Source organism: Pseudomonas sp. OF001 (assembly GCF_904426495.1).
Classification (GTDB): Bacteria; Pseudomonadota; Gammaproteobacteria; order Pseudomonadales; family Pseudomonadaceae; genus Geopseudomonas.
This window is the reverse complement of the sequence record NZ_CAJGBM010000010.1, coordinates 83,891-104,909: the sequence shown is the minus strand read 5'-3', so window position 1 is coordinate 104,909 and position 21,019 is coordinate 83,891. Positions and strand designations below refer to the sequence as shown.

The window sequence follows — 21,019 nt, the reverse complement described above, 5'->3', positions numbered from 1 at the left end:
TTTTTTCGACGGAATGGCTGCAGGCTACAACGTCGTAGCCTGGCCAGAAAGCAGCAAGATCAATAGGATGCACGGTGACAGCAGGGGGCAGGCGTTGGTGTGTTTGGCGACTGCCAATTTACCTGCTTCCCTGTCTGTCAATCCGCTCTTCCCCACGATCCCGCGAAGAACCAGGATTTTCCCCATGCCGCAGTTTTTCGCCCATTCCACGGCCACCCCTGACCGCAGTGACTGGCAGTTGCTCTCCGACCACCTCCAGGCGGTGGGGCAACTGGCCGCTGGCAAGGCCGCGGCATTCGGTGGCGAGTCCATGGCCGAAGTCGCCGGTCTGCTGCATGACCTCGGCAAGTACAGCGACGAATTCCAGCGCAGGATTGCCGGCGACCTGCTGCGGGTCGATCACGCCACCCATGGCGCCATTCAGGCGGTCGAGCGTTACGGCCCCCTGGGTCTGCTGCTGGCCTACGCAATTGCCGGGCACCATGCCGGACTGGCCAACGGCAGCGAGACCGGGCAGCGCACGGCACTGCGTGATCGTCTGCGAGGTATAGAGCTGCCGGCTTTGCTGAACCACTGGCAGACGGAAATCGCGCTGCCTGAAAAGTCGACACTGAAACCACCGGCCTTGCGCCAACGCCGCGAGCGCCACTTCTTCCAGCTGGCTTTTCTGGGCCGCATGCTGTTTTCCTGCCTGGTCGATGCCGACTTTCTCGATACCGAGGCTTTCTATGCGCGGCTCGAAGGACGAGCGTCCAGACGGGCAGCCGGACATCCCGATCTGCGCACGCTGCGTGCCGCGCTCGATACGCATCTGGCTGGCTTCGAGGCCGATACGCCGGTCAACCGCCTGCGTGCGGAGATCCTGGCCGGCGTGCGCAGCCGGGCCGAACTCGCCCCCGGACTGTTCACCCTGACGGTGCCCACTGGCGGCGGCAAGACCCTCGCCTCGCTGGCCTTCGCGCTGGACCACGCCATTCGCCACGGCCTGCGCCGGGTTATCTACGTGATTCCCTTCACCAGTATCGTCGAGCAGAACGCCGCGGTCTTCCGCCGCGCGCTGGGCGAGTGGGGCGAGCAGGCGGTGCTGGAGCATCACAGCGCCTTCGTCGACGATCAGTCGAAGGCTCTGCAGGCGCGCGACAAGCTGCGCCTGGCGATGGAGAACTGGGACTTCCCCATCGTGGTCACCACCGCGGTGCAGTTCTTCGAGAGCCTGTTCGCCGACCGCCCGTCACGCTGCCGCAAGCTGCACAACATCGCCGGCAGCGTGATCGTGCTCGATGAGGCGCAGACCCTGCCGCTCAAGCTGCTGCGCCCCTGCGTCGCGGCCATCGATGAGCTGGCGCTGAACTACCGCTGCAGTCCGGTGCTGTGCACGGCGACCCAGCCGGCCCTGACGGCGCCGGATTTCAAGGGCGGCCTGCAGAACGTGCGCGAGCTGGCGCCCGAGCCGCAACGGCTGTTCCGCGAGCTGGAGCGGGTGCGGGTCAAGTCGGCCGGGCGGCTGAGCGACGCCGAGCTGCAACGGCACCTGAGCGAGCGCGAACAGGTGCTGTGCATCGTCAACAACCGCCGCCATGCCCGTGCGCTATACGAGTCTATCGCCGAGGCAGAGGGCGCGCGCCACCTGACGACGTTGATGTGCGCCCGGCACCGCAGCCAGGTGCTGGCGGAAGTGCGCCAGCGGCTCAGGGACGGACTGCCCTGTCGGCTGGTCGCCACCTCGCTGATCGAGGCCGGCGTGGATGTCGACTTCCCGACCGTGCTACGTGCCGAAGCCGGCCTGGACTCCATCGCCCAGGCGGCCGGGCGCTGCAACCGCGAAGGCCGCCGGCCAACCGAAGCCAGCGAGGTGCTGGTGTTCTCCACGGAAAACGAGGAATGGGCGCCACCGCGGGAGCTTGTGCAGTTCGCCCAGGCGGCCCGCGAGGTGCTGCGCCAGCATCCGGACGACCCGCTGGGCCAGGCCGCCATCACCCGCTACTTCCTGCAGTTGTACTGGCAGAAGGGCGAGCGCGAGCTGGACAAGGCCGACCTGCTGGGGCTGATCGAGCGCGGCCGGCTGGAGGGCCTGCCGTTCGAGACGCTGGCGCGCGAGTTCCGCATGATCGACAGCGTGCAGCAGCCGGTCATCGTCCCGTGGGACGACGAGGCCCGCGATGCCCTGCGGGCGCTGCCCTTTGCCGAGGGCTGCGGTGACTTGGCCCGGCGTCTGCAGCCCTATGTCGTGCAGTTGCCCCGCCAGGGCTACGACGCCCTGTACAACGCAGGGGCCATCCAGCCGGTCGCCAGCGAGCGCTATGGCGAGCAGTTCATGCAACTGGTCAACTCTGACCTGTATCACGAGTCCTTTGGGTTGCACTGGGACAATCCGGTGTTCGTCAGCAGCGAAAGGCTGTGCTGGTGATTGGGACGCAGGCATATCTGGAAAAGGAGGGCCAATGGCCTACGGAATTCGCTTGTTGGTCTGGGGCGAGCGCGCCTGCTTCACCCGGCCGGAGATGAAGGTTGAGCGCGTCTCCTACGACGTCATCACGCCGTCGGCGGCGCGGGGCATTCTCGAAGCCATCCACTGGAAGCCGGCGATCCGCTGGGTGGTGGATCGCATCCGTGTGCTCAAGCCGATCCGCTTCGAATCGATCCGGCGCAACGAGGTCGGCGGCAAGCTGTCGGCAGCCAGCGTCACCAAGGCGATGAAGGCCGGGCGCACCGACGGGCTGGTCAGTCTGATCGAAGACGACCGTCAGCAGCGGGCGGCCACGGTACTGCGCGATGTAGCCTACGTGATCGAAGCGCACTTCGAGCTGACGCCGCGAGCCGAGGCCTGTGACTCGGAAGGCAAGCACCTGGACATCTTCAACCGGCGTGCCCGCAAGGGACAGTGTTTCCATGCGCCGTGCCTGGGCGTGCGCGAGTTTCCCGCCTGTTTCGAGCTGATCGAAGAGGACAGCAGCCAGCCGGAGCCGCATGCCGATCTGCTTGGCGAGCGGGATCTGGGCTGGATGCTGCACGACATCGACTTCGCTAACCAGATGACTCCGCACTTCTTCCGCGCGTTCATGCGCGACGGCGTGATCGATGTGCCGCCGTTTACCGGTGTGGAGGTCAAGGCATGATCCTCGCGGCGCTCAACGGCTATTACCAACGGTTGCTGGCGCAGGGCGCGGAAATTTCCCCGTTCGGCTACAGCCAGGAAAAGATCGGCTTCGTGTTGGTGCTGTCTGCGCAGGGCGAACTGGTCGATGTGCAGGACATTCGCGAGCAGGATGGCAAGAAGACGCAGCCCAAGATGCTCGATGTCCCTAAGTTTGATGGGAAGCGAACTTCGGGGGTGAGGTCCAACTTCCTCTGGGATAAGACCAGCTATGTGCTGGGCGTGGCTGACGCCAAGCTGAGCAAGGAAGGCAAGGCCGACGGTAAGTCGGCAGTTGAAACCAGGCCGGCCGAACATCAGGCATTCCGGGAACTGCACCAGAAAGCATTGGCCAACGTCGACGATGTCGGGCTGCAGGCATTGTTGCAATTTCTGGAGAACTGGTCGCCGGAAAGGTTCCAGCCACCGCTGTTCCGCGAGGAGATGCTCGACGGCAACCTGGTGTTTCGCCTCGATGGGCAGCGCCAGTATTTGCACGAGTCGCCGGTTGCACGAGACATCTGGGCGGGGATGCAGGCTGATGGTGAAAGTCGTCAGGGCATGTGTCTGGTTACGGGGGGAGCGCATCCACTGGCGCTTGTGCATAACCCGGTTAAGGGAGTGAGTGGCGCTCAGGATTCTGGAGCCTCAATCGTCTCCTTCAATAAAGATGCCTTCTCATCGTATCGAAAGAGCCAGGGTGAGAATGCCCCGGTTTCTAAGCAGGCAGCCTTTGCCTACACCACGGTGCTCAACCACCTGCTGCGCCGTGACGAGCACAACCACCAGCGCCTGCAGATCGGCGATGCCAGCGTGGTGTTCTGGGCCGAGGCCGACTCCGCAGGCGAGGCCGCTGCCGCCGAGAACCTGCTGTGGAGCATGTTCGATCCGCCGGCCGACGACGACTCCGAGGCCGAGAAGTTGCGGCTGGTCCTGAATGCCGTGGCCAGTGGTCGCCCGATGCGCGAGCTCGACCCTCAATTGGAGGAGGGGACGCGCATGTATGTGCTGGGATTGGCGCCCAATGCATCGCGGCTGTCGATCCGCTTCTGGGAGGCCGGCAGTCTCGGTTTTTTTGCCCGCCGGCTGGCCGAGCACTTCCGGGATCTGGCCATCGAGCCGCGGCCATGGCGAATAGAGCCCAAATTACTGCGACTGTGTTTGGAGTTGTTACCTGCTGGAGAGCGAGACGGGAAAAGCATCTATGACCTTTTGCAGGACAAGCGAATTGCAAAGATCTCAGGTGAAATGACCCGCGCCATCCTGACCGGCAGCCGCTACCCGCGCAGCCTGCTGAACAACGTGATCATGCGCATGCGCGCCGACGGGGACATCTCCGGCGTGCGGGTTGCGCTGTGCAAGGCCGTCCTGGCGCGCGACCTGCGCCTGGGCGTCAAGGGAATCAACGAGGAACTACCCATGAGTCTCGACAAGGAAGCCAGCAATCCGGGTTATCGCCTGGGGCGCCTGTTCGCCGTGCTGGAAGGCGCCCAGCGGGCGGCGTTGGGCGGTCAGGTCAACGCCACTATCCGCGACCGCTACTACGGCGCGGCATCGGCCACGCCAGCGACGGTGTTCCCGATGCTGCTGCGCAACACCCAGAACCACCTGGCCAAGCTGCGCAAGGAAAGGCCGGGGCTGGCCGTGAACCTGGAGCGCGATATCGGTGAAATCATCGATGGCCTGCAGAGCCATTTCCCGCGCAGCCTGCGCCTGGAGGATCAGGGGCGCTTCGCCATCGGCTACTACCACCAGTCCCAGGCCCGCTTCAGCCATGCCGACAAGGCAGAAGACGCACACGCCGAATCCACCGCGCAAGGAGAGCAGGAATGACCGCCATCACCAACCGTTACGAGTTCGTCTATTTCTTCGATGTCACCAACGGCAACCCCAATGGCGACCCGGATGCCGGCAATCTGCCGCGGCTCGATCCGGAGACCAACCAGGGGCTGGTCACCGACGTCTGCCTCAAGCGCAAGATCCGCAACTATGTGGCGCTGGAGAAATCCGATGCGGAGGGTAAGCCCGAGGCGGGCTATGTCATCTACATGCAGGAAAAGTCGGTGCTGAACAACCAGCACAAGCAGGCCTACGAGGCGCTGAAGATCGAGCCGGAGCCGAAGAAACTGCCCAAGGATGAGGCTAAGGCGCGCGAGTTGACGGCATGGATGTGCCGAAACTTCTTCGATGTCCGCGCTTTCGGTGCGGTGATGACCACCGAAATCAATGCCGGACAGGTGCGCGGTCCGATCCAGATGGCCTTCGCCACCTCGGTCGACCCGGTCGTGCCGCTGGAGGTATCGATCACCCGCATGGCGGTCACCAACGAGAAGGATCTCGAGAAGGAACGCACCATGGGCCGCAAGCACATCATCCCCTACGGCCTGTACCGCGCCCACGGCTTCATCTCCGCCAAGCTGGCCGAGCGCACCGGTTTCTCCGACGCCGACCTCGAATTGCTCTGGCGTGCGCTCGGCAACATGTTCGAGCACGATCGCTCGGCGGCTCGCGGCGAAATGGCCGCACGCCGGCTCATCGTGTTCAAGCACGAATGCGCGATGGGCAATGCGCCCGCCCACAAGCTGTTCGAGCTGGTCAAGGCCGAGCGGGTGGAGGGCGAGGCGGATACGCCGGCCCGCAGTTTTGCCGATTACCGCATCAGCGTGGATGCCGAGTCCGTGCCGGTCGGCGTCAGTGTGCGCGAGTACATCTGAGCCGGGGAGTGCGGACATGGATGACGACGATCTGATACCGCTGTCCGCTCTCCAGCACTACCTGTACTGCCCGCGGCAGTGCGCCCTGATCCATGTCGAGCGCCTCTGGGCCGAGAACCGCCAGACGGCGGAAGGCCGCCTGCTCCACGAGCGTGCCGACCAGCCCGGCAGCGAGCGGCGCCGGGGCGTTCGCACGGTGACGGCGATGCCGCTGGTGGAGCTGCGGCTAGGCATCGTCGGGGTTGCCGATGTGGTGGAGTTCCACACAGAGGATGGTGTGGAACGAGCCTTTCCCGTCGAATACAAGCGCGGACGTCCCAAGGCGCATCGTGCCGACGAGGTTCAGCTGTGCGCCCAGGCACTGTGTCTGGAGGCGATGCTGGGGCAGTCGGTGCCGGAGGGCGCGTTGTTCTACGGCAAGACCCGACGGCGGCGCCAGGTGCTGTTCGATACGGCCTTGCGCGAGCTGACGCGGACTACCATCGCCGCCACGCGCACGCTGATCGAGAGCGGGCGCACGCCGCTGGCCGAATATCAGCCACGGCGTTGCGATGCCTGTTCGCTGATCGACCTGTGCCAGCCGCGTCTGCTGGGGCGCAAAGAGGCGGTCGATAACTGGTTGCGCCAACAGATCAAGGATTGAAGCATGCGACGGCAGCTCAACACGCTCTATGTCACCTCGGAAGGCGCCTGGCTGCGCAAGGACGGCGCCAATATCGTCATGGAGATCGAGGGGGAAATACGCGGGCGCATCCCCGTGCATATGCTGGAGAGTCTGGTGTGCATCGGACGAGTTCTGGTTTCGCCGCCGTTGCTGGGCTACTGCGCCGAGCAGGGCATCACCATCAGTTACCTGACGCCCAACGGCAAGTTCCTGGCGCGCGTCGAGGGGCCGGTGTCCGGCAACGTGCTGCTGCGCCGCGAACAGTATCGGCGCAGCGACGATCCACAGCGCTGTGCTCCGATCGTGGCCAACCTGCTGGTGGGCAAGGTGCACAACCAGCGTGCCGTCATCGGGCGTGCTTTGCGCGATCATGGCAGCAAGCTGGACGAGGAGGAACGCGGCGCCTTGAGCTTCGCGCACAAGCGTCTGGCGCGTATTGCCGAGAAACTGTTGTCGGTGCGTGAGTCGGATGTGCTGCGTGGTCTCGAGGGCGAGGCGGCGCAGGCCTACTTCGGTGTTTTCGATCACCTGATCCGCATCCCGGGGCCAGCATTCCGCTTTTCCGGACGTACGCGCAGACCGCCGCTGGATGCGGTGAACGCCTTGCTGTCGTTTCTCTATACCTTGCTGACCCACGACTGCCGCTCGGCGCTGGAAACCGTCGGGCTCGATCCGGCCGTCGGCTACCTGCACCGTGACCGCCCGGGCCGGCCAAGTCTGGCGCTGGATCTGGTCGAGGAGTTTCGCCCAGTGCTGGCTGACCGCCTGGCGTTGTCCCTGATCAACCGCAGGCAAGTGTCAGTCGGCGATTTCCGCACGCTGGACAATGGGGCCGTGCTGCTGAAAGACGATGCGCGGCGACTGGTGCTGACAGCCTATCAGGAGCGCAAGCGGGAAGAGTTGCGGCATGCCTTCCTCGAAGAGCAGGCCCCTGTGGGGATGTTCATGTTCATCCAGGCCCAGTTGCTGGCGCGCCATCTGCGCGGCGATCTGGACGCCTACCCACCGTTTCTGTGGAAGTGAGGTGCCGGGCATGATGGTTCTGGTGAGCTATGACGTCAGCACCGAAGGAGACGGCGCCCGGCGTTTGCGAAGGGTTGCGCGGGCTTGTCTGGACTACGGGCAACGAGCGCAGTACTCGGTATTCGAGATCGAAGTCGATCCGGCGCAATGGGCCTTTCTCAAACAGCGCCTGTGCGACCTGATCGATCCGGAAGTCGACAGCCTGCGCTTCTACTATCTGGGGCGGAACTGGCAGTCCCGCGTGGAGCATGTCGGGGCAAAGCCGGTGCTCGACCTAAATGGTCCCTTGATCCTCTGAAGCCTTTGCGAACCCCAAGCGACCGGCGAATCCCCGGCAGGTTCGCAGCTATTTAACAATTTGAATTCATTGATGTTTTTCGATGGTCTGTGGATGAAGGATCTTGATTGCGCGAAGTGTTTTGGCGGTTCGCGAATCCACGCTGGTTTTCTTAATTGAATCAATGAGTTATAAGAACGTGGTCGCGCCTCATGCGGGCGCGTGGATTGAAACCGCCAGCGGTGATCTATGGCCACTCAAGTCGAAGGTCGCGCCTCATGCGGGCGCGTGGATTGAAACCTCCCTGGCGTAGTAGGTGCAACGCACCACGAAATGTCGCGCCTCATGCGGGCGCGTGGATTGAAACGATGCCTTCACCAACCACAAGTCCACCACCGACGTCGCGCCTCATGCGGGCGCGTGGATTGAAACATCGCGGGGCTCGGTCGCAAGATCATCGGCGCCGGTCGCGCCTCATGCGGGCGCGTGGATTGAAACAACGAACAACTGAGCACCCTCGGCGCCGTGTCCGTCGCGCCTCATGCGGGCGCGTGGATTGAAACCAGATGGCCATGCGGTCGAAGCTCATCAGTGCATGTCGCGCCTCATGCGGGCGCGTGGATTGAAACTGGTAATCCTCAAGGGTGATGCCACCGGACCTGTGTCGCGCCTCATGCGGGCGCGTGGATTGAAACGCCGGCGGAGTCGGCACCGGCATCGTCGGCGGCAAGTCGCGCCTCATGCGGGCGCGTGGATTGAAACCAATGCGGTCATCCTCGACCCGCAGCCCGGCGATAGTCGCGCCTCATGCGGGCGCGTGGATTGAAACGCTTCAACCATGAAGGGGTCGGGATGTGCGTGATGTCGCGCCTCATGCGGGCGCGTGGATTGAAACAACACCATCGAGCGCCGCCTGGCTGCCGAAGGCGGTCGCGCCTCATGCGGGCGCGTGGATTGAAACATGGTCGTTTCTCCTTTGCTGCCGGCCCCAATGGTGTCGCGCCTCATGCGGGCGCGTGGATTGAAACACCGAGTACGCGCCGACGATCAATCAGACCATCCGTCGCGCCTCATGCGGGCGCGTGGATTGAAACGGCATCTTGATGATGAGGGTGTTGCCCCACAGGCCAGTCGCGCCTCATGCGGGCGCGTGGATTGAAACGGTTAGCATGACGCTGGATGGCGTCACAAACCCGAGTCGCGCCTCATGCGGGCGCGTGGATTGAAACTGATCATCGCCCAGGGCTATGCGACGCTGTGGACGTCGCGCCTCATGCGGGCGCGTGGATTGAAACTGCAGTCCTTCCGGCTGTACCTGGGCGGCTGGGATCGTCGCGCCTCATGCGGGCGCGTGGATTGAAACGCCCTCTGTGAGTTTGAACACAACAGAACCACCTGTCGCGCCTCATGCGGGCGCGTGGATTGAAACTTCGGATCGTACCAAATTTCAATTGCCCAACAACCGTCGCGCCTCATGCGGGCGCGTGGATTGAAACCTCTGCTCCACCTGCGTCTGCTCCTGCAGGCCGGAGGTCGCGCCTCATGCGGGCGCGTGGATTGAAACGCACGCAGAAGGTTCGCACTCTGGTTCGCACGCAAAGTCGCGCCTCATGCGGGCGCGTGGATTGAAACATGGTTGGCTCCAGAGTGGGCGAGGGCGGCGCAGCGTCGCGCCTCATGCGGGCGCGTGGATTGAAACCGCGCCTGGGGTCAGGACGGCGTGGAATGCGTTTCGTCGCGCCTCATGCGGGCGCGTGGATTGAAACTTGCATCTGCCCCGTCGTCTCGAGGAGGTACAACAGTCGCGCCTCATGCGGGCGCGTGGATTGAAACGCCTGGATCTTGCCGGCCAGGTCGCGCTCCCAGCGTCGCGCCTCATGCGGGCGCGTGGATTGAAACCACCAGGATCTGCGCGAGCTGCTCAAGGCCGCCCGTCGCGCCTCATGCGGGCGCGTGGATTGAAACGACCTCGGCCCGCTGCTCGAGGGCATCGGCATGGAGGTCGCGCCTCATGCGGGCGCGTGGATTGAAACGGCCAGCACGCCGAGGGTCAGGCCGAGAACCAGCCGTCGCGCCTCATGCGGGCGCGTGGATTGAAACTGGAGCGCCCAATTCCACTAGCAGGCCCCTGCCTGGTCGCGCCTCACGCGGGCGCGTGGATTGAAACGATTGACGGCCAATGCGGCAGCGGCTGCACCGTGTCGCGCCCCACGCGGCTGCGCGGATTGAAACAGGCAGTAGTCCGCGCCACCGTGCAGCTGATTGGCTTTGCTCCCCGATTGAAGCACAGGATTTGCGAACGAATTGCTCAAGGCCGCGTTAGGAAGGCACTCTTGGAGTTGATCTTTATCAGGGCAGTCGGTACTTCTTGTGGTTAGCGCTTTCCCATCGACCGCCGCGTACCGCGCGGGGCCATGCCCGGGCGTTTGTCGTGGTTGCACTTGTTGTTGCGCTGGTGCCAGGGCTGACCGTCGTCCTGCTTCGGAGCGTAGGTTTCCGGCGAGAAGGGGAAGCGGAAGGCGGGGATGCCGCCGCTCTGGCCGGCTTCGGTGCCGGTCGGCTGGGCTTCGCAGGGTGCATGGGTGTCGGGGGTGTTGGTCTTCGACATGGTGTATCCGGTTCGGCGTTGGGGAGGCTCTGGTCGGCCAGACCTCGGTGCGGCACGCATTATACCCGGTCGTGATGCGTCTGCCGTGCCCTCCGCTGCGGTCGCCCGCCGCCGTGCGGCGGCAGGTCGACGCACGGTGCTTCAGTCCAGCAGTTCCTTCGGCACGTTGCCGCCGTTGGCGGCCAGCTTCTGCAGCACGGTCTTGTGCAGCCACATGTTCATCTGCGCCGAGTCGCCCATCTTGTCCGCCGGGCAGCCCAGTTCGCTGGCCAGTTCCTTGCGCGCGGCCAGGCTGCTGTCGAGGCCGAGCAGCTTGAGCAGGTCGACGATGGAGACCTTCCAGTCGAGCCTTTCCGGATGAGCGGCGGCCAGACCTTCCAGTCGGGCCACCACATCGACCAGCGGCATGGCCGGCGTCGCGCCGCCTTCGGCTACCGGACCGGGGGCGGTTCCGCCTGCCGGTGCGCCTGGCGGTGCCGGTGCGGCCTGCGCCTTGGCGCCAAGGCCGAGCTTTTCCAGAATCGTGCTGAACAGACCCATGGCGGTGCTCTCCTGCTGTGGGGAAGGGGCGCAGGGAGCATAGACCACGACATCCGCGCGCGCCGGCAGGGCACGCCTCGGAACCGCAGGCCGGCATCCACGATGGGCGCCGGACCACGGTGCCTGCGCATCTCGCCCATGCCAGCCCCTGTGGCCGGGGCGGGAGGCCCGCGCCGGAGCGCGGGAAACCGCAGGGGTCAGACCTTCTTGACGAACTCGGACTTAAGCTTCATGGCGCCGATGCCGTCGATCTTGCAGTCGATGTCGTGGTCGCCGTCGCACAGGCGGATGCCCTTGACCTTGGTGCCGACCTTGACCACCAGCGAGGAGCCCTTGACCTTGAGGTCCTTGATCACGGTGACGGTGTCGCCGTCGGCGAGGACGTTGCCCACCGAGTCGCGGATCACCTTCTCGCCCTCGGCCTGGGCTTCGCCGCCGGCCAGCGCGGACCACTCGTGGCCGCACTCCGGGCAGATCAGCGACGGACCGTCCTCGTAGGTGTATTCGGAGCTGCATTTGGGGCAGGGCGGCAGAGTGCTCATGAATGATCCTCATGTTCGGACAGTGAAAGGCCGTGGATTATATAAGGTTTTGCTCCCGCGGCGGTAAACCGTGTGGCAGATGGCGCCGATCCGAGCCCCGCCTGGCCGGCCGCGGCGGCTCGCCTCGCGCATGACCTCTGGTCATGCAGGCGTCGCCGGCAACGCAGTGGCGGCGGTGAGGAAAACTCTTGCAATAGCTCGCTTTTGACATCGTCCGGGGCGATTCAGAAGATGCGCCTATCTTGCTGCAACCACTGAAGAGACAAGCATGCACGCTGAAGAGAAGAACCTGATCGACGGTCTGTTCACCCGCCTGCGTACCGTGGAGGGGCAATCCGCCCCGCGCGAAGCCCAGGCCGAGGCGCTGATCAACGAGCACATCGCCCGCCAGCCGGCGGCACCCTATTACATGGCGCAGGCGATCATCGTGCAGGAGAACGCCATCCAGCAGCTCGACGCTCGCGTCAAGGAGCTGGAGGCACAGGTCGAGAGCCTCAGGCAGGTCCAGAGCCAGCCGCAGCAGAGCAGCGGCGGTTTCCTCTCCGGCCTGTTCGGCGGTCGCTCCCAGCCGCAGCAGCCGGCGGCCAGTGCCCCGGTCAGCGCCCAGCCGGCGCGCTCCGGCTGGCACGAGCCGGCCGGTGCCAGCCGTTTCGGCCAGCAGCCGGGCTTTGCCCAGCAGTCCGCCTTCGGCCAGCGCGGCATGCCGGCGCAGGGTGGCGGCTTCATGTCCGGCGCCCTGCAGACCGCGGCCGGCGTGGCCGGCGGCATGGTGCTGGGCAACATGCTGATGGACATGTTCCAGGGCGACGAGGCGGAGAAGGTGGCCGAGGCGGCGCCGGCCGAGCAGCCGCAGGTGGCGGAAGAAGCCCCGGCCGCGGAAGAAGCCGATGGCGGTTTCTTCGGTGGCGACTTCTTCGGTGGTGGCGACGACGAGGATTTCGTCTGATCCTGCCGGCGTTCCCTGCCTGAGGTTTCCCGTGCTGCGGCGCGGGAAACCCGTATGCAATCCTTGCGCATGACGCCCTCGATCGTGCACGGCGCCGATCCCCCCTGGCGCCAGCTGCAGAGACCTTGCCCCAAGTGGTAAAAACAGTCGGTCCGCTGCTGCCTTGGCTGCCCCGCTGCGGTGGTCCGGCTGTCAGCTGTCCGGGGCGAGCATGCGAGGAATGCCAATGAAGAAGTCGATCCTGCTGGTGCTGGCTGGCCTGAGCCTGCTGGGCGGTTGCGCGTCGTCGGGCTATGCGCCAGTGGAACGTCCGGCCAGGTTGCAGGTGGCCTTGGTTGACCCGCTGTGGGATGGTCAGACGGTCCCAGCCGGACAGCGCTGCCTGTGGGCTGGTGGCCACGGTTCGACTCCGCTGTTGCGGGTCGGCAACATTCCGGCCGGCGCCAATGCGCTGATCGTCGAGTTCAGCGACCGCAGTTATTTCCTGATGGATCACGGTGGCCACGGCAAGCTGGGCTTGTGGCTGTCTCCGGGGCAGGCCAGTGCGACCATCCCCTCGGTCGCCGGGGAAAGCCTCGACCTGCCGGCCGGCATGTTCGTCGAGCAGAAGCACCAGGGCTGGCTGCGTGGCAAGGGTGGCGCCTACCTGCCGCCCTGTTCGGGCGGGCGCGGACACAGCTATTACGCCACTGTGAAGGCCGTGTACAAGGCCAGGGCGGCCGGCGAGGAGTCGCGCCTGCTTGGCGAGCAGAGCATCGAGATGGGCAGGTACTGAGCCGGACTCCGCCCGTCGCGTGCCTTTTCCCGGTCAGGTCCTCGCCTCGGGGGACGCCAGGGCCACCAGCGCCTTGCTGCGCTGGTAGCGCGCCAGGCGCTCGGCCAGAGCCGCTGGCAGCCGGGTTGCCGGTGCGAAGTCCAGGCGTTGGTAGAAACCGACCAGATCCGGGTGGCAGAACAGCCACACCGGCCCCGGGGTGCGCGCCAGTGCCTGCTCGACCAGCCGGCTGGCCAGGCCGTGGCGGCGCTCGCCCGGCGCCACCAGCAGCCCGGTCAGCCAGTGCCCGTCGTCGACGGCGGTCAGGCACAGCGCGGCGAGGATTTCCTGGCGGCGCGCCACCCATACCCGGGCGCCGTTGGGGGCGCGCATCGACGAGCGATGGGCGCGGTAGAACTTGTCCAGCAGCGGCTTGAGCGGCGGCGCCAGCGGCGCGAATTGCAGTTCGGTCATGGCGACGGAGTGCACCGCCGGGCGGCGGTACACTGCTGGCAGGGCGTCACTCGGCGTTGAGGCCGACGTAGACGTTCTGCACGTCGTCGTGGTTGTCGAGCGCCTCGAGGAAGGCCTCGACTTCCTCCAGCTCGGTGCCGGACAGGCTCACCGGGTTCTTCGCCTTGTAGCCGAGGTTGGCCGACTGCACGGTGAAACCGAACTCCGGCAGCGCCTTGCACACCGCGTCGAGGTCGGTCGGCTCGGTGTAGAACAGGGTGGCGCCTTCCTCGGCCGCCTCGAAGTCCTGGGCGCCGGCCTCGATGGCGGCCAGTTCCGGGTCGGCGTCGCCTTCCGGGGTCGCCTCGATCATGCCCAGGTAGTCGAAGTCCCAGCTCACCGAACCGGTGGTGCCCAGTTGGCCCTTGCGGAACAGCACGCGGATTTCCGCCACGGTGCGGTTGAGGTTGTCGGTCAGGCACTCGACGATCACCGGCACGCGGTGCGGGGCGAAGCCTTCATAGACGGTGCGCTCGTAGTTGACCACCTCGCCGGACAGGCCGGCGCCCTTCTTGATCGCGCGCTCCAGGGTGTCCTTGGGCATCGACGCCTTCTTGGCCTGATACACGGCCAGGCGCAGCTTGGGGTTCATGTCCGGGTCGGCGCCGTTGCGCGCGGCAATCATGATTTCCTTCACCAGCTTGCCGAAGATCTTGCCCCTGGCGTTGGCGGCGGCTTCTTTCGGTTTGGCTTTCCACTGGGCGCCCATGTCGGTTCTCTCGCTGCGAGGGTTGGGTCCCCGGGCCGGCCCGGGAACGGGAAGTGGCCGATTCTAGCGGCTCGGGCGCTCGCCGGCACCTGTCGCACAGCGTCCGGCGGTTGTGAGGGGCGGGGCTTTTAACTATCCTCTGCCGCCATTCACGAGCCCTCGGAGCGTTCCCATGCTTGAAACCACCCTTGCGCAACTCGAAGGCCTTGTGGCCGATCTGCTGCAACAGAACCAGACCCTGAGCGCCAGCTGCCAGCAGCTCGAGCAGCAGCTGCGCCAGGCCCGCGAAGAAAACGAGAACCTGCAGATGGCCGCGCTGGAGCAGGAAGAGCAGCAGGCCGCCACCCTGGCCCGCCTGCAGGCGCTGATCCAGCGCGCCGGTGCCAGTAGCGCCGCATGAGCGAGAGTGGCGTCCGTGTCCTGAAGATCCTCGGGATCGGCTACCCGGTCAGGGCGCCGGCCGGCGAGGAGGCGATCCTCGAGCAGGCTGCGGCCAGGCTGCAGGAGCAGCTCGACCAGAACCAGCAGCGCTTCCCGCGCGCCGGCAGCCATGAGCTGCTGGTGCTCACGGCGCTGAACCTGTGCGTGCCGCTGCTCAGGCAGGAGGCGGAGCAGCGTGAGGCCGAGGAACGCCTCGCCGCGCTGGCGCAACGCATCGCCCGGCAGCTGCAGGGCGACGGTACGGCCTGATTTACGCCGGACAATGCAAAAGGGGCTGCCATCGGGCAGCCCCTTTTGCTTGTGCGCGGGGATCAGTCCTGGCGGCTGGTGACTTCCAGCAGGTGGTAGCCGAACTGGGTCTTCACCGGACCTTGCACCACGTTGAGCGGTGCGCTGAACACCACGCTGTCGAACTCCTTGACCATCTGGCCGCGGCCGAACGAGCCGAGGTTGCCGCCGTCGCGGCCGGACGGGCAGGTGGAGTTGTCGCGGGCGACCTGGGCGAAGTCGGCGCCGGCTTCGATGGCGGCTTTCAGTTCAAGGCACTTGGCTTCGCTGGAAACCAGGATGTGACGGGCAGTGGCTCGGGCCATGGGGATTCCTCCAGTGATTGGCCGTCCAGCCTACCGGATCGCGGCGCGCATGCAAGCGGCCCCGGCGTGCGACGCCGGGGCATGGCATGGCTCAGGGCGCCGCGTGGCTGCCCAGCAGGGTGCCGCCGGACTTCTTGACGCGCTTGGCCTGGCGTTTTTCCTGGGCGCTCTTCTGCGGCTTCTTGCGGCCTTCCTTGTGGGTTTCGTGACTCTTGCTCATGACGGCGATCTCCGGGGAGTGACGTCTCAAGTCTAGTGCGCGGATGCGCCGGCTGCCGGGTAGCCGGCGCGGCCAGCAGTCCCGCGGCGCCAGATCGCGGGCCAGAAACGACGAACGGTGGACAAGCCAGGCTTGTCCACCGTTCGTCATGCCCCACGCCGATAGCGGCGCGGTCGTTGCCGGGGTCAGTGCAGCGGCTGCCGCCTGATGGTCTTGAGCAGGTCCTCGGGGCTGATCTCGGCGACGATGCTCGCCTGGCTGCCCGGCTGCGGCAGGTTGAGGATGTGGCCCTTGATCTTGCCGATCACGTGCATCTCGCACGGCTTGCAGTCGAACTTCAGGGTCAGCACCTCGTCGCCGTGCACCAGCTGCATGGGCGCGACCTTGTTGCGCACGCCGGTGTAACCCTTGGCCTGCTTCGGGCACAGATTGAAGGAGAAGCGCAGGCAGTGCTTGGTGATCATCACCGGCACCTCGCCGGTCTCCTCGTGGGCCTCGTAGGCCGCGTCGATCAGCTGCACGCCGAAGCGCTGGTAGAAGGCGCGCGCCTTCTCGTTGTAGACGTTGGCGAGGAAGCTCAGGTGCGACTCCGGGTAGACCGGCGGCGGCACGCTGACCGGCTTGCGGAAGCCCTTGCGGTGGGCGGCGATGCGCGCGGCGGTCAGCGCCTCGATCACCTCGCGGCGCAGGGCCTTGAGCTGCGAGTTGGGCACGAACGGCATCGCGGGCGCGTCGATCTCCACGGCATCGGCATGGTAGATGGTGGTGCCCAGCTGCCCGAGCAGGTCGCGCAGCTGCTCCAGCGCCTGCTCCGGCTTGTTGGCCGCCCCGAAGGCGCCGTCCAGGCTGGCCGAGGCGCTCACGCCTTCCTCGCTGGTGGCGGTCAGGGTGACGCGCCCGGCACTCAGCGTGGCCTGCCAGCTCACGCCGACGCGCCGCTCGGCGGAGGTCTTCAGCAGCGCCTGCTGCCAGTTGTGATCGAGGTTGCGGTTGAGCGGATGGTTCGGACGCAGGCGCTTCAGTTCTTCCGGCATCTCGTTGGGCTCGACGCGGTACTGCCAGCGCGGCTCGCCGTTCTCCTCGAACTGCCTGAGCAGCTCGACCACGCTGGCGCGGAAGCCCACCACCTCGCGCTTGACCAGCACGTTGAGGCCGTCGCCGTTGGACAGCGGGTCGCTGGTGCTGGCGATCAGGTCGCGCTTGCCGACCTTGAGCACCTCGCCGACCGGCAGGCCGGTGAACTTCGGCGAGTCGAAGGCGCCGATGTCGGCCAGGCGGTCGTTGACGAAGTAGTCGGTACTGCCGCGGTGGAAGGTGCGCTCGGGGTCGGGGACGAAGAAGTGCTCGGTGCGGCCGCTGGACGCGCGGGCCAGTTCCGGGCGCTCCTCGAGGATCTCGTCGAGGCGCTGGCGGTAGTAGGCGGTGATGTTCTTGACGTAGCTGACATCCTTGTAGCGCCCCTCGATCTTGAACGAGCGCACGCCGGCGTCGATCAGCGCGCGCAGGTTGGCGCTCTGGTTGTTGTCCTTCATCGACAGCAGGTGCTTCTCGTAGGCCACCACCGCGCCGCTCTCGTCCTTGAGGGTGTAGGGCAGGCGGCAGGCCTGCGAGCAGTCGCCGCGGTTGGCGCTGCGCCCGGTCTGCGCGTGGGAGATGTAGCACTGCCCGGAGAAGGCCACGCACAGCGCGCCGTGGATGAAGAACTCCACCGTGGCGTCGACGCTGTCGCTGATCTGGCGGATTTCCTGCAGGTTCAGCTCGCGGGCCAGCACCAGCTGGGAGAAGCCGGCGTCGGCGAGGAACTTCGCCTTCTCCAGGCTGCGGATGTCGGTCTGCGTGCTGGCGTGGATCTCGATGGGCGGGATATCCAGCTCCATGATGCCCATGTCCTGCACGATCAGCGCGTCGACGCCGGCGTCGTACAACTGGTGGATCAGCGTGCGCGCCGGTTCCAGCTCGTCATCGTGGAGGATGGTGTTGAGGGTGACGAACACCCGCGCATGGAACAGGTGGGCGAACTTCACCAGCTCGGCGATATCCGCCACGCTGTTCTCGGCATTGTGCCGCGCACCGAAACTGGGGCCGCCGATGTACACGGCGTCGGCGCCATGCAGGATGGCCTCCCGGGCGATGGTGACATCCCGCGCGGGGCTGAGCAGTTCCAGGTGGTGTTTGGGCAGGGACATGGGGCGGGCTCGCGAGCGCAACGAAACAAGCCGTGCATTGTAGCGGCCCGGGACGCGTTTGGATCGCTGGCGTGATGGCCGGGGCAGCGGCGGTCAGGCGTCACCCAGCAGGTCGAAGGAGTCGAGCAGGCGGAAGGCGATTTCCGGGCGTGCCTCCAAGGCGCGGCGGATCGCCGCCGGAATGGCGCGGCGGGTCCTGCGGCACAGCCCCGCCTGTTCGGCGAGGCGGATGGTGATGCCGCGCATGCTGCGCACCTCGTTGTGGCCGGGCGCGACGGTCAGGCGGATGCCCAGCTGCTCGTACATGCGCCGCTGCAGGCGCTCCAGGTCGGCCAGCTCCCGGATGTTCTCCAGCCGCTCCAGCAGGCGCCTTTCCTCGTGGCGGGTCAGCAGCAGGATGCGCAGGTCGCCGTGCGGATCGTCCAGCAGCTCGCGGTGCCTGCAGATGCAGACACCGGGCGGGCAGGGCTGGCGGAGTGGCGGCGGAGTGCTCATGAGTCCGATCATAGCCGCGCCGCCGGCAGGCGCACAGCTGCCGCGCCCTGCGCGCCCCGGCCAGCCGCCTTCCCGGGCGGGCGTGCGCAACGGGGCCGCAATCGCGCATCATGGCGGCAGTCCGACCAAGGAGGTTTCCATGCCCATTGCTTCGTCCGTGCTGCGGCTTGCCGCGGTGCCGCTGGGAGTGCTGTTCGCCGCCGCTGCCGGGGCGAGCGAAGAGTCGCAGTTGCTCGAGTCGATCAACGCCTACCGCGGCCAGGTGCAGCGCTGTGCCAACCAGGTGTCCGAGGAGCTGCCGCCGCTGGTGGCCGATCCGCGGCTGATCCTGCCGGCCGGCGCCGTGGGCGACCTGCAGCAGGCGCTGACCCGCACCGACTACCAGATGGTGACCGCCCAGGCCATCAGCCTGTCCGGGCCGCGCGACGCCCAGGCGGTCATGACGGCGCTGCAGGCCAGCTACTGTCAGGTGCTGCTGGACCCGCAGTTCGTCGATATCGGCGTCAGCCGCGCGGGCCGCGACTGGCGCATCGTGCTGGCGCGGCCGCTGCTGGCCGGGCGCATGGGCGACTGGCAGGCGGAAGGGCAGAAGCTGCTCGACGGCATCAACGCCGCCCGCGCCCAGGCCCGCCAGTGCGGCGGCCAGACCTTCGCCGCGGCGGCGCCGCTGGCCTGGAACGCCACCCTGGGCAGCGTGGCGGAAACCCACAGCCGGGCCATGGCCAACGGCAACTTCTTCGCCCACCGCGACCGCGACGGCCGCACCCCGAGCGACCGTGCCGAGCTGGCCGGCTACGGCGGCGGGCTGATCGGCGAGAACATCGCCGCCGCGCAGGACAGCGCGCGCAAGGTGGTCGACGGCTGGCTGGCCAGCCCCGGCCACTGCGCCACCCTGATGAACCCGCAGTACCGCGAGCTGGGCGCGGCCTACGCGATCGACCCGAAGAGCGATGCGGGAATCTACTGGACCGCGCTGTTCGGCGCGCCCTGAGCGACGCGCCGTCGAGCGGACGGGAGAATGCCGTCCGCTTGGCTATGCTCAAGGGCGGACTTCCACACCACAGGGGAGGAACCGCGATGAGCAGTTTCGAGATCGAGAGCTGGTGCAAGCCCAGTCCCGCCGAGAAATCCGTGCCCATGGGGCTGATCCACTTCTACATCGGCGGCGACCAGCGCGTGAAGCTCGAGCAGGCCGAAGAGCGCCTGCAGCGCAGCGGTGCAGCCGAGGAGCTGCTGGACGTCGACCTCGCCACCCTGGAGCTGGTCACCCCACCGGAATGCGGGCCGCTGTCCGACTGCCAGCTGCGCGTCTACCTGCGCAAGGAGGACCAGCGCGGCCAGTTCCACCTGGTCGGCCATCGCGCCAGCGACGGCAGCCTGATCTATACCAACGCGGTGCTGATCGACGCGCTGATGTAGCGAGCCGGCCACGGACGCGGCTGGGGAGGGTGGGGGCGCGGGTGTTACCGCACCGGTGCCGGCGTAACGCCGCCTGGGTCGGCGGGTAACCGATTGGCCGTCACCGGCAGCCCCGCGGGTGCGCCTGAAATGGATAAGTCATTGATTTTAAAGGGATTTCAAAAGTTGGCACGGCACCTGCTTTATCTCTGGCACAACAAAAACAACAACGCTGAACCAACACAACAAAAACAAGACGTAACGACTCCATAACAACAAGAACAACAGGGTGGAGGCGCAGCAAACAGATTCTTTTGGAGAGGAGTTGCCCGTCAGGGATCTCCCCCCGACCGGACCGAGAACGATAAAACTGCCCCGAGGCAGCGGCCAGCACCGGTAGGACCCGCAAGGGTAGCGGCAACATCAGCGTCCAAAGGAATACGTTTGTTCTTGCGGTCCCGACTTGGGACTACCACCGGCCTCCGGCCGGGCGGGTTGCCAAAAACAACAACAAGCCCGTCAGCACAACAAGAACAAAGCATGACCGATTCGAAGGGGGAGCCCATGGGCTCCCCCTTGTGCTGTCTGCCTTCCTGATCCTGCCGCGTCCCTGTCAGGCGGGGCCGTCCCGCCTACTGCCACTCGCCCAGAATGATCCGCCACTCCTCCTCGCCGACCGGCATCACCGACAGCCGGCTGCCGCGCTGCACCAGCGGCAGGTTCTCCAGGCCGGGCAGGGCCTTGAGGCGGTCGAGGGAGATCAGCCGCGCCAGCTTGCGCCCGAACACCATGTCCACCGCATCCCAGCGCGGCTTGTCCGGCGTGCTTTTGGCGTCGAAGTAGGGCGACTGCGGATCGAACTGGGTCGGGTCGACGTAGGCCGTGCGCGCCACCCGCACCACGCCGGCGATGCCGATGTCCTTGCAGCTCGCGTGGTAGACGAACACCTCGTCGCCCTCGGCCATGGCCCTGAGGAAGTTGCGCGCCTGGTAGTTGCGCACCCCGTCCCAGCGGATCGGCGTCTGCGGCGCGCGGGCGAAGTCGTCGATGCCGCATTCGGAGGGTTCGGTTTTCACCAGCCATCTGGCCATGAGCGCGTTCCTGTGCAGAGTGGGGCGGGCAATCATAATGCAGCCCGGCGCGTCGGGCTGGACAAGCGCGCTCGCGGCCCCTACAAAGACGGCCTTGCGCGGGCCGGCTGCCGGCCGGGCGCCTTGATTCGATCGAGAGACAGGTGGACTTGTGAGAAAGAAGAAACCCGTG

23 protein-coding genes and 1 CRISPR repeat array are annotated in these 21,019 nt (G+C 66.2%); of the genes, 13 read left to right on the top strand and 10 right to left on the bottom strand.

Annotated elements, in window-relative coordinates; translation table 11 throughout:
• Positions 1 to 184 precede the first annotated feature (184 nt).
• From RA210_RS07685 to cas2, 7 genes are read left to right on the top strand one after another with little or no spacing between them, the layout of a single operon-like run.
• A complete protein-coding gene (locus tag RA210_RS07685; RefSeq protein ID WP_201485971.1) occupies positions 185 to 2,407 on the top strand; it encodes a CRISPR-associated endonuclease Cas3'' in 2,223 nt (740 codons plus the stop codon).
• Positions 2,408 to 2,441: 34 nt separating this feature from the next.
• Positions 2,442 to 3,116 carry a type I-C CRISPR-associated protein Cas5c gene (gene cas5c / locus RA210_RS07680; protein WP_201485970.1) on the top strand — a complete coding sequence of 225 codons (675 nt, stop codon included), beginning with the start codon at positions 2,442 to 2,444 and terminating at the stop codon, positions 3,114 to 3,116.
• Complete coding sequence (cas8c, locus tag RA210_RS07675; protein WP_201485969.1) at positions 3,113 to 4,966, top strand: type I-C CRISPR-associated protein Cas8c/Csd1; 1,854 nt, start codon at positions 3,113 to 3,115, stop codon at positions 4,964 to 4,966. The genes cas5c and cas8c overlap by 4 nt, the downstream gene beginning before the upstream one ends.
• Positions 4,963 to 5,847, top strand: a complete 885-nt coding sequence (gene cas7c / locus RA210_RS07670; RefSeq protein ID WP_136489211.1) for a type I-C CRISPR-associated protein Cas7/Csd2 — start codon at positions 4,963 to 4,965, stop codon at positions 5,845 to 5,847. The genes cas8c and cas7c overlap by 4 nt, the downstream gene beginning before the upstream one ends.
• Before the next feature lie 16 nt (positions 5,848 to 5,863).
• Positions 5,864 to 6,490, top strand: a complete 627-nt coding sequence (gene cas4, locus RA210_RS07665) for a CRISPR-associated protein Cas4 (RefSeq protein ID WP_136489210.1) — start codon at positions 5,864 to 5,866, stop codon at positions 6,488 to 6,490.
• A gap of 3 nt (positions 6,491 to 6,493) precedes the next feature.
• Positions 6,494 to 7,534 carry a type I-C CRISPR-associated endonuclease Cas1c gene (gene cas1c / locus RA210_RS07660; protein ID WP_136489209.1) on the top strand — a complete coding sequence of 347 codons (1,041 nt, stop codon included), beginning with the start codon at positions 6,494 to 6,496 and terminating at the stop codon, positions 7,532 to 7,534.
• Positions 7,535 to 7,544: 10 nt separating this feature from the next.
• Positions 7,545 to 7,832 (top strand): CRISPR-associated endonuclease Cas2, encoded by a 288-nt coding sequence (gene cas2, locus RA210_RS07655; RefSeq protein WP_136489208.1) that lies wholly within the window; start codon positions 7,545 to 7,547, stop codon positions 7,830 to 7,832.
• Between the two features lie 181 nt (positions 7,833 to 8,013).
• Positions 8,014 to 10,043: a CRISPR direct-repeat array (repeat unit 32 nt; unit sequence GTCGCGCCTCATGCGGGCGCGTGGATTGAAAC).
• A gap of 142 nt (positions 10,044 to 10,185) precedes the next feature.
• Here cas2 and RA210_RS07650 read toward each other — a convergent pair.
• The 3 genes from RA210_RS07650 to RA210_RS07640 all read right to left on the bottom strand — a co-directional run bounded on the left by RA210_RS07650 (position 10,186) and on the right by RA210_RS07640 (position 11,501).
• Positions 10,186 to 10,419 (bottom strand): hypothetical protein, encoded by a 234-nt coding sequence (locus tag RA210_RS07650; protein WP_136489207.1) that lies wholly within the window; start codon positions 10,417 to 10,419, stop codon positions 10,186 to 10,188.
• 141 nt (positions 10,420 to 10,560) lie between these two features.
• Positions 10,561 to 10,959, bottom strand: a complete 399-nt coding sequence (locus tag RA210_RS07645; protein WP_136489206.1) for a DUF3597 domain-containing protein — start codon at positions 10,957 to 10,959, stop codon at positions 10,561 to 10,563.
• 197 nt (positions 10,960 to 11,156) lie between these two features.
• Entirely contained in the window at positions 11,157 to 11,501 is a 345-nt protein-coding gene (locus RA210_RS07640) for a zinc ribbon domain-containing protein YjdM (RefSeq protein ID WP_136489205.1), read from the bottom strand.
• A 268-nt stretch (positions 11,502 to 11,769) separates the two neighbouring features.
• Between RA210_RS07640 and RA210_RS07635 the strand changes: the two genes are divergently transcribed.
• Entirely contained in the window at positions 11,770 to 12,447 is a 678-nt protein-coding gene (locus RA210_RS07635; protein ID WP_136489204.1) for a DUF2076 domain-containing protein, read from the top strand.
• Between the two features lie 226 nt (positions 12,448 to 12,673).
• Positions 12,674 to 13,222 (top strand): hypothetical protein, encoded by a 549-nt coding sequence (locus RA210_RS07630; protein ID WP_136489203.1) that lies wholly within the window; start codon positions 12,674 to 12,676, stop codon positions 13,220 to 13,222.
• Between the two features lie 33 nt (positions 13,223 to 13,255).
• Here the strand turns inward: RA210_RS07630 and RA210_RS07625 are convergent, their stop codons facing one another.
• Both RA210_RS07625 and RA210_RS07620 read right to left on the bottom strand, forming a co-directional pair.
• Positions 13,256 to 13,675: a GNAT family N-acetyltransferase gene (locus RA210_RS07625; protein WP_201485968.1), complete on the bottom strand. Its 420-nt coding sequence runs from the start codon at positions 13,673 to 13,675 to the stop codon at positions 13,256 to 13,258.
• A gap of 46 nt (positions 13,676 to 13,721) precedes the next feature.
• On the bottom strand, positions 13,722 to 14,423 hold the full coding sequence (locus tag RA210_RS07620) for a YebC/PmpR family DNA-binding transcriptional regulator (protein WP_201485967.1): 702 nt from the start codon (positions 14,421 to 14,423) through the stop codon (positions 13,722 to 13,724).
• Between the two features lie 172 nt (positions 14,424 to 14,595).
• Between RA210_RS07620 and RA210_RS07615 the strand changes: the two genes are divergently transcribed.
• On the top strand, positions 14,596 to 14,823 hold the full coding sequence (locus RA210_RS07615) for a hypothetical protein (RefSeq protein WP_136489200.1): 228 nt from the start codon (positions 14,596 to 14,598) through the stop codon (positions 14,821 to 14,823).
• A complete protein-coding gene (locus RA210_RS07610; RefSeq protein ID WP_136489199.1) occupies positions 14,820 to 15,113 on the top strand; it encodes a cell division protein ZapA in 294 nt (97 codons plus the stop codon). Before RA210_RS07615 ends, RA210_RS07610 begins: the two co-directional genes overlap by 4 nt.
• A gap of 62 nt (positions 15,114 to 15,175) precedes the next feature.
• Here the strand turns inward: RA210_RS07610 and RA210_RS07605 are convergent, their stop codons facing one another.
• The 4 genes from RA210_RS07605 to RA210_RS07595 all read right to left on the bottom strand — a co-directional run bounded on the left by RA210_RS07605 (position 15,176) and on the right by RA210_RS07595 (position 18,358).
• Positions 15,176 to 15,457 (bottom strand): peptidylprolyl isomerase, encoded by a 282-nt coding sequence (locus tag RA210_RS07605; RefSeq protein ID WP_136489198.1) that lies wholly within the window; start codon positions 15,455 to 15,457, stop codon positions 15,176 to 15,178.
• Between the two features lie 91 nt (positions 15,458 to 15,548).
• Entirely contained in the window at positions 15,549 to 15,677 is a 129-nt protein-coding gene (locus tag RA210_RS21980) for a hypothetical protein (RefSeq protein WP_256659003.1), read from the bottom strand.
• Positions 15,678 to 15,862: 185 nt separating this feature from the next.
• Positions 15,863 to 17,863, bottom strand: a complete 2,001-nt coding sequence (locus RA210_RS07600; RefSeq protein ID WP_201485966.1) for a peptidase U32 family protein — start codon at positions 17,861 to 17,863, stop codon at positions 15,863 to 15,865.
• A gap of 93 nt (positions 17,864 to 17,956) precedes the next feature.
• The gene (locus RA210_RS07595) at positions 17,957 to 18,358 is read right to left on the bottom strand and encodes a hypothetical protein (RefSeq protein ID WP_201485965.1); all 402 of its coding nucleotides are present in this window, start codon (positions 18,356 to 18,358) and stop codon (positions 17,957 to 17,959) included.
• Between the two features lie 139 nt (positions 18,359 to 18,497).
• Here RA210_RS07595 and RA210_RS07590 point away from each other — a divergent pair, with 139 nt between their 5' ends.
• Both RA210_RS07590 and RA210_RS07585 read left to right on the top strand, forming a co-directional pair.
• Positions 18,498 to 19,349, top strand: coding sequence for a CAP domain-containing protein (locus RA210_RS07590; RefSeq protein WP_136489195.1), 852 nt, complete (start codon positions 18,498 to 18,500; stop codon positions 19,347 to 19,349).
• Positions 19,350 to 19,435: 86 nt separating this feature from the next.
• Complete coding sequence (locus RA210_RS07585) at positions 19,436 to 19,777, top strand: hypothetical protein (RefSeq protein WP_136489194.1); 342 nt, start codon at positions 19,436 to 19,438, stop codon at positions 19,775 to 19,777.
• 611 nt (positions 19,778 to 20,388) lie between these two features.
• Here the strand turns inward: RA210_RS07585 and RA210_RS07580 are convergent.
• Entirely contained in the window at positions 20,389 to 20,847 is a 459-nt protein-coding gene (locus tag RA210_RS07580) for an EVE domain-containing protein (RefSeq protein WP_136489193.1), read from the bottom strand.
• Between the last annotated feature and the right edge of the window lie 172 nt (positions 20,848 to 21,019).

Excerpts from the sequence above, each read along its gene's own strand:
- RA210_RS07685 (WP_201485971.1), top strand. The coding sequence starts at position 185 with ATGCCGCAGTTTTTCGCCCATTCCACGGCCACCCCTGACCGCAGTGAC.
- cas5c (WP_201485970.1), top strand. The coding sequence starts at position 2,442 with ATGGCCTACGGAATTCGCTTGTTGGTCTGGGGCGAGCGCGCCTGCTTC.
- cas8c (WP_201485969.1), top strand. The coding sequence starts at position 3,113 with ATGATCCTCGCGGCGCTCAACGGCTATTACCAACGGTTGCTGGCGCAG.
- cas7c (WP_136489211.1), top strand. The coding sequence starts at position 4,963 with ATGACCGCCATCACCAACCGTTACGAGTTCGTCTATTTCTTCGATGTC.
- cas4 (WP_136489210.1), top strand. The coding sequence starts at position 5,864 with ATGGATGACGACGATCTGATACCGCTGTCCGCTCTCCAGCACTACCTG.
- cas1c (WP_136489209.1), top strand. The coding sequence starts at position 6,494 with ATGCGACGGCAGCTCAACACGCTCTATGTCACCTCGGAAGGCGCCTGG.
- cas2 (WP_136489208.1), top strand. The coding sequence starts at position 7,545 with ATGATGGTTCTGGTGAGCTATGACGTCAGCACCGAAGGAGACGGCGCC.
- RA210_RS07650 (WP_136489207.1), bottom strand. The coding sequence starts at position 10,419 with ATGTCGAAGACCAACACCCCCGACACCCATGCACCCTGCGAAGCCCAG.
- RA210_RS07645 (WP_136489206.1), bottom strand. The coding sequence starts at position 10,959 with ATGGGTCTGTTCAGCACGATTCTGGAAAAGCTCGGCCTTGGCGCCAAG.
- RA210_RS07640 (WP_136489205.1), bottom strand. The coding sequence starts at position 11,501 with ATGAGCACTCTGCCGCCCTGCCCCAAATGCAGCTCCGAATACACCTAC.
- RA210_RS07635 (WP_136489204.1), top strand. The coding sequence starts at position 11,770 with ATGCACGCTGAAGAGAAGAACCTGATCGACGGTCTGTTCACCCGCCTG.
- RA210_RS07630 (WP_136489203.1), top strand. The coding sequence starts at position 12,674 with ATGAAGAAGTCGATCCTGCTGGTGCTGGCTGGCCTGAGCCTGCTGGGC.
- RA210_RS07625 (WP_201485968.1), bottom strand. The coding sequence starts at position 13,675 with ATGACCGAACTGCAATTCGCGCCGCTGGCGCCGCCGCTCAAGCCGCTG.
- RA210_RS07620 (WP_201485967.1), bottom strand. The coding sequence starts at position 14,423 with ATGGGCGCCCAGTGGAAAGCCAAACCGAAAGAAGCCGCCGCCAACGCC.
- RA210_RS07615 (WP_136489200.1), top strand. The coding sequence starts at position 14,596 with ATGCTTGAAACCACCCTTGCGCAACTCGAAGGCCTTGTGGCCGATCTG.
- RA210_RS07610 (WP_136489199.1), top strand. The coding sequence starts at position 14,820 with ATGAGCGAGAGTGGCGTCCGTGTCCTGAAGATCCTCGGGATCGGCTAC.
- RA210_RS07605 (WP_136489198.1), bottom strand. The coding sequence starts at position 15,457 with ATGGCCCGAGCCACTGCCCGTCACATCCTGGTTTCCAGCGAAGCCAAG.
- RA210_RS21980 (WP_256659003.1), bottom strand. The coding sequence starts at position 15,677 with ATGAGCAAGAGTCACGAAACCCACAAGGAAGGCCGCAAGAAGCCGCAG.
- RA210_RS07600 (WP_201485966.1), bottom strand. The coding sequence starts at position 17,863 with ATGTCCCTGCCCAAACACCACCTGGAACTGCTCAGCCCCGCGCGGGAT.
- RA210_RS07595 (WP_201485965.1), bottom strand. The coding sequence starts at position 18,358 with ATGAGCACTCCGCCGCCACTCCGCCAGCCCTGCCCGCCCGGTGTCTGC.
- RA210_RS07590 (WP_136489195.1), top strand. The coding sequence starts at position 18,498 with ATGCCCATTGCTTCGTCCGTGCTGCGGCTTGCCGCGGTGCCGCTGGGA.
- RA210_RS07585 (WP_136489194.1), top strand. The coding sequence starts at position 19,436 with ATGAGCAGTTTCGAGATCGAGAGCTGGTGCAAGCCCAGTCCCGCCGAG.
- RA210_RS07580 (WP_136489193.1), bottom strand. The coding sequence starts at position 20,847 with ATGGCCAGATGGCTGGTGAAAACCGAACCCTCCGAATGCGGCATCGAC.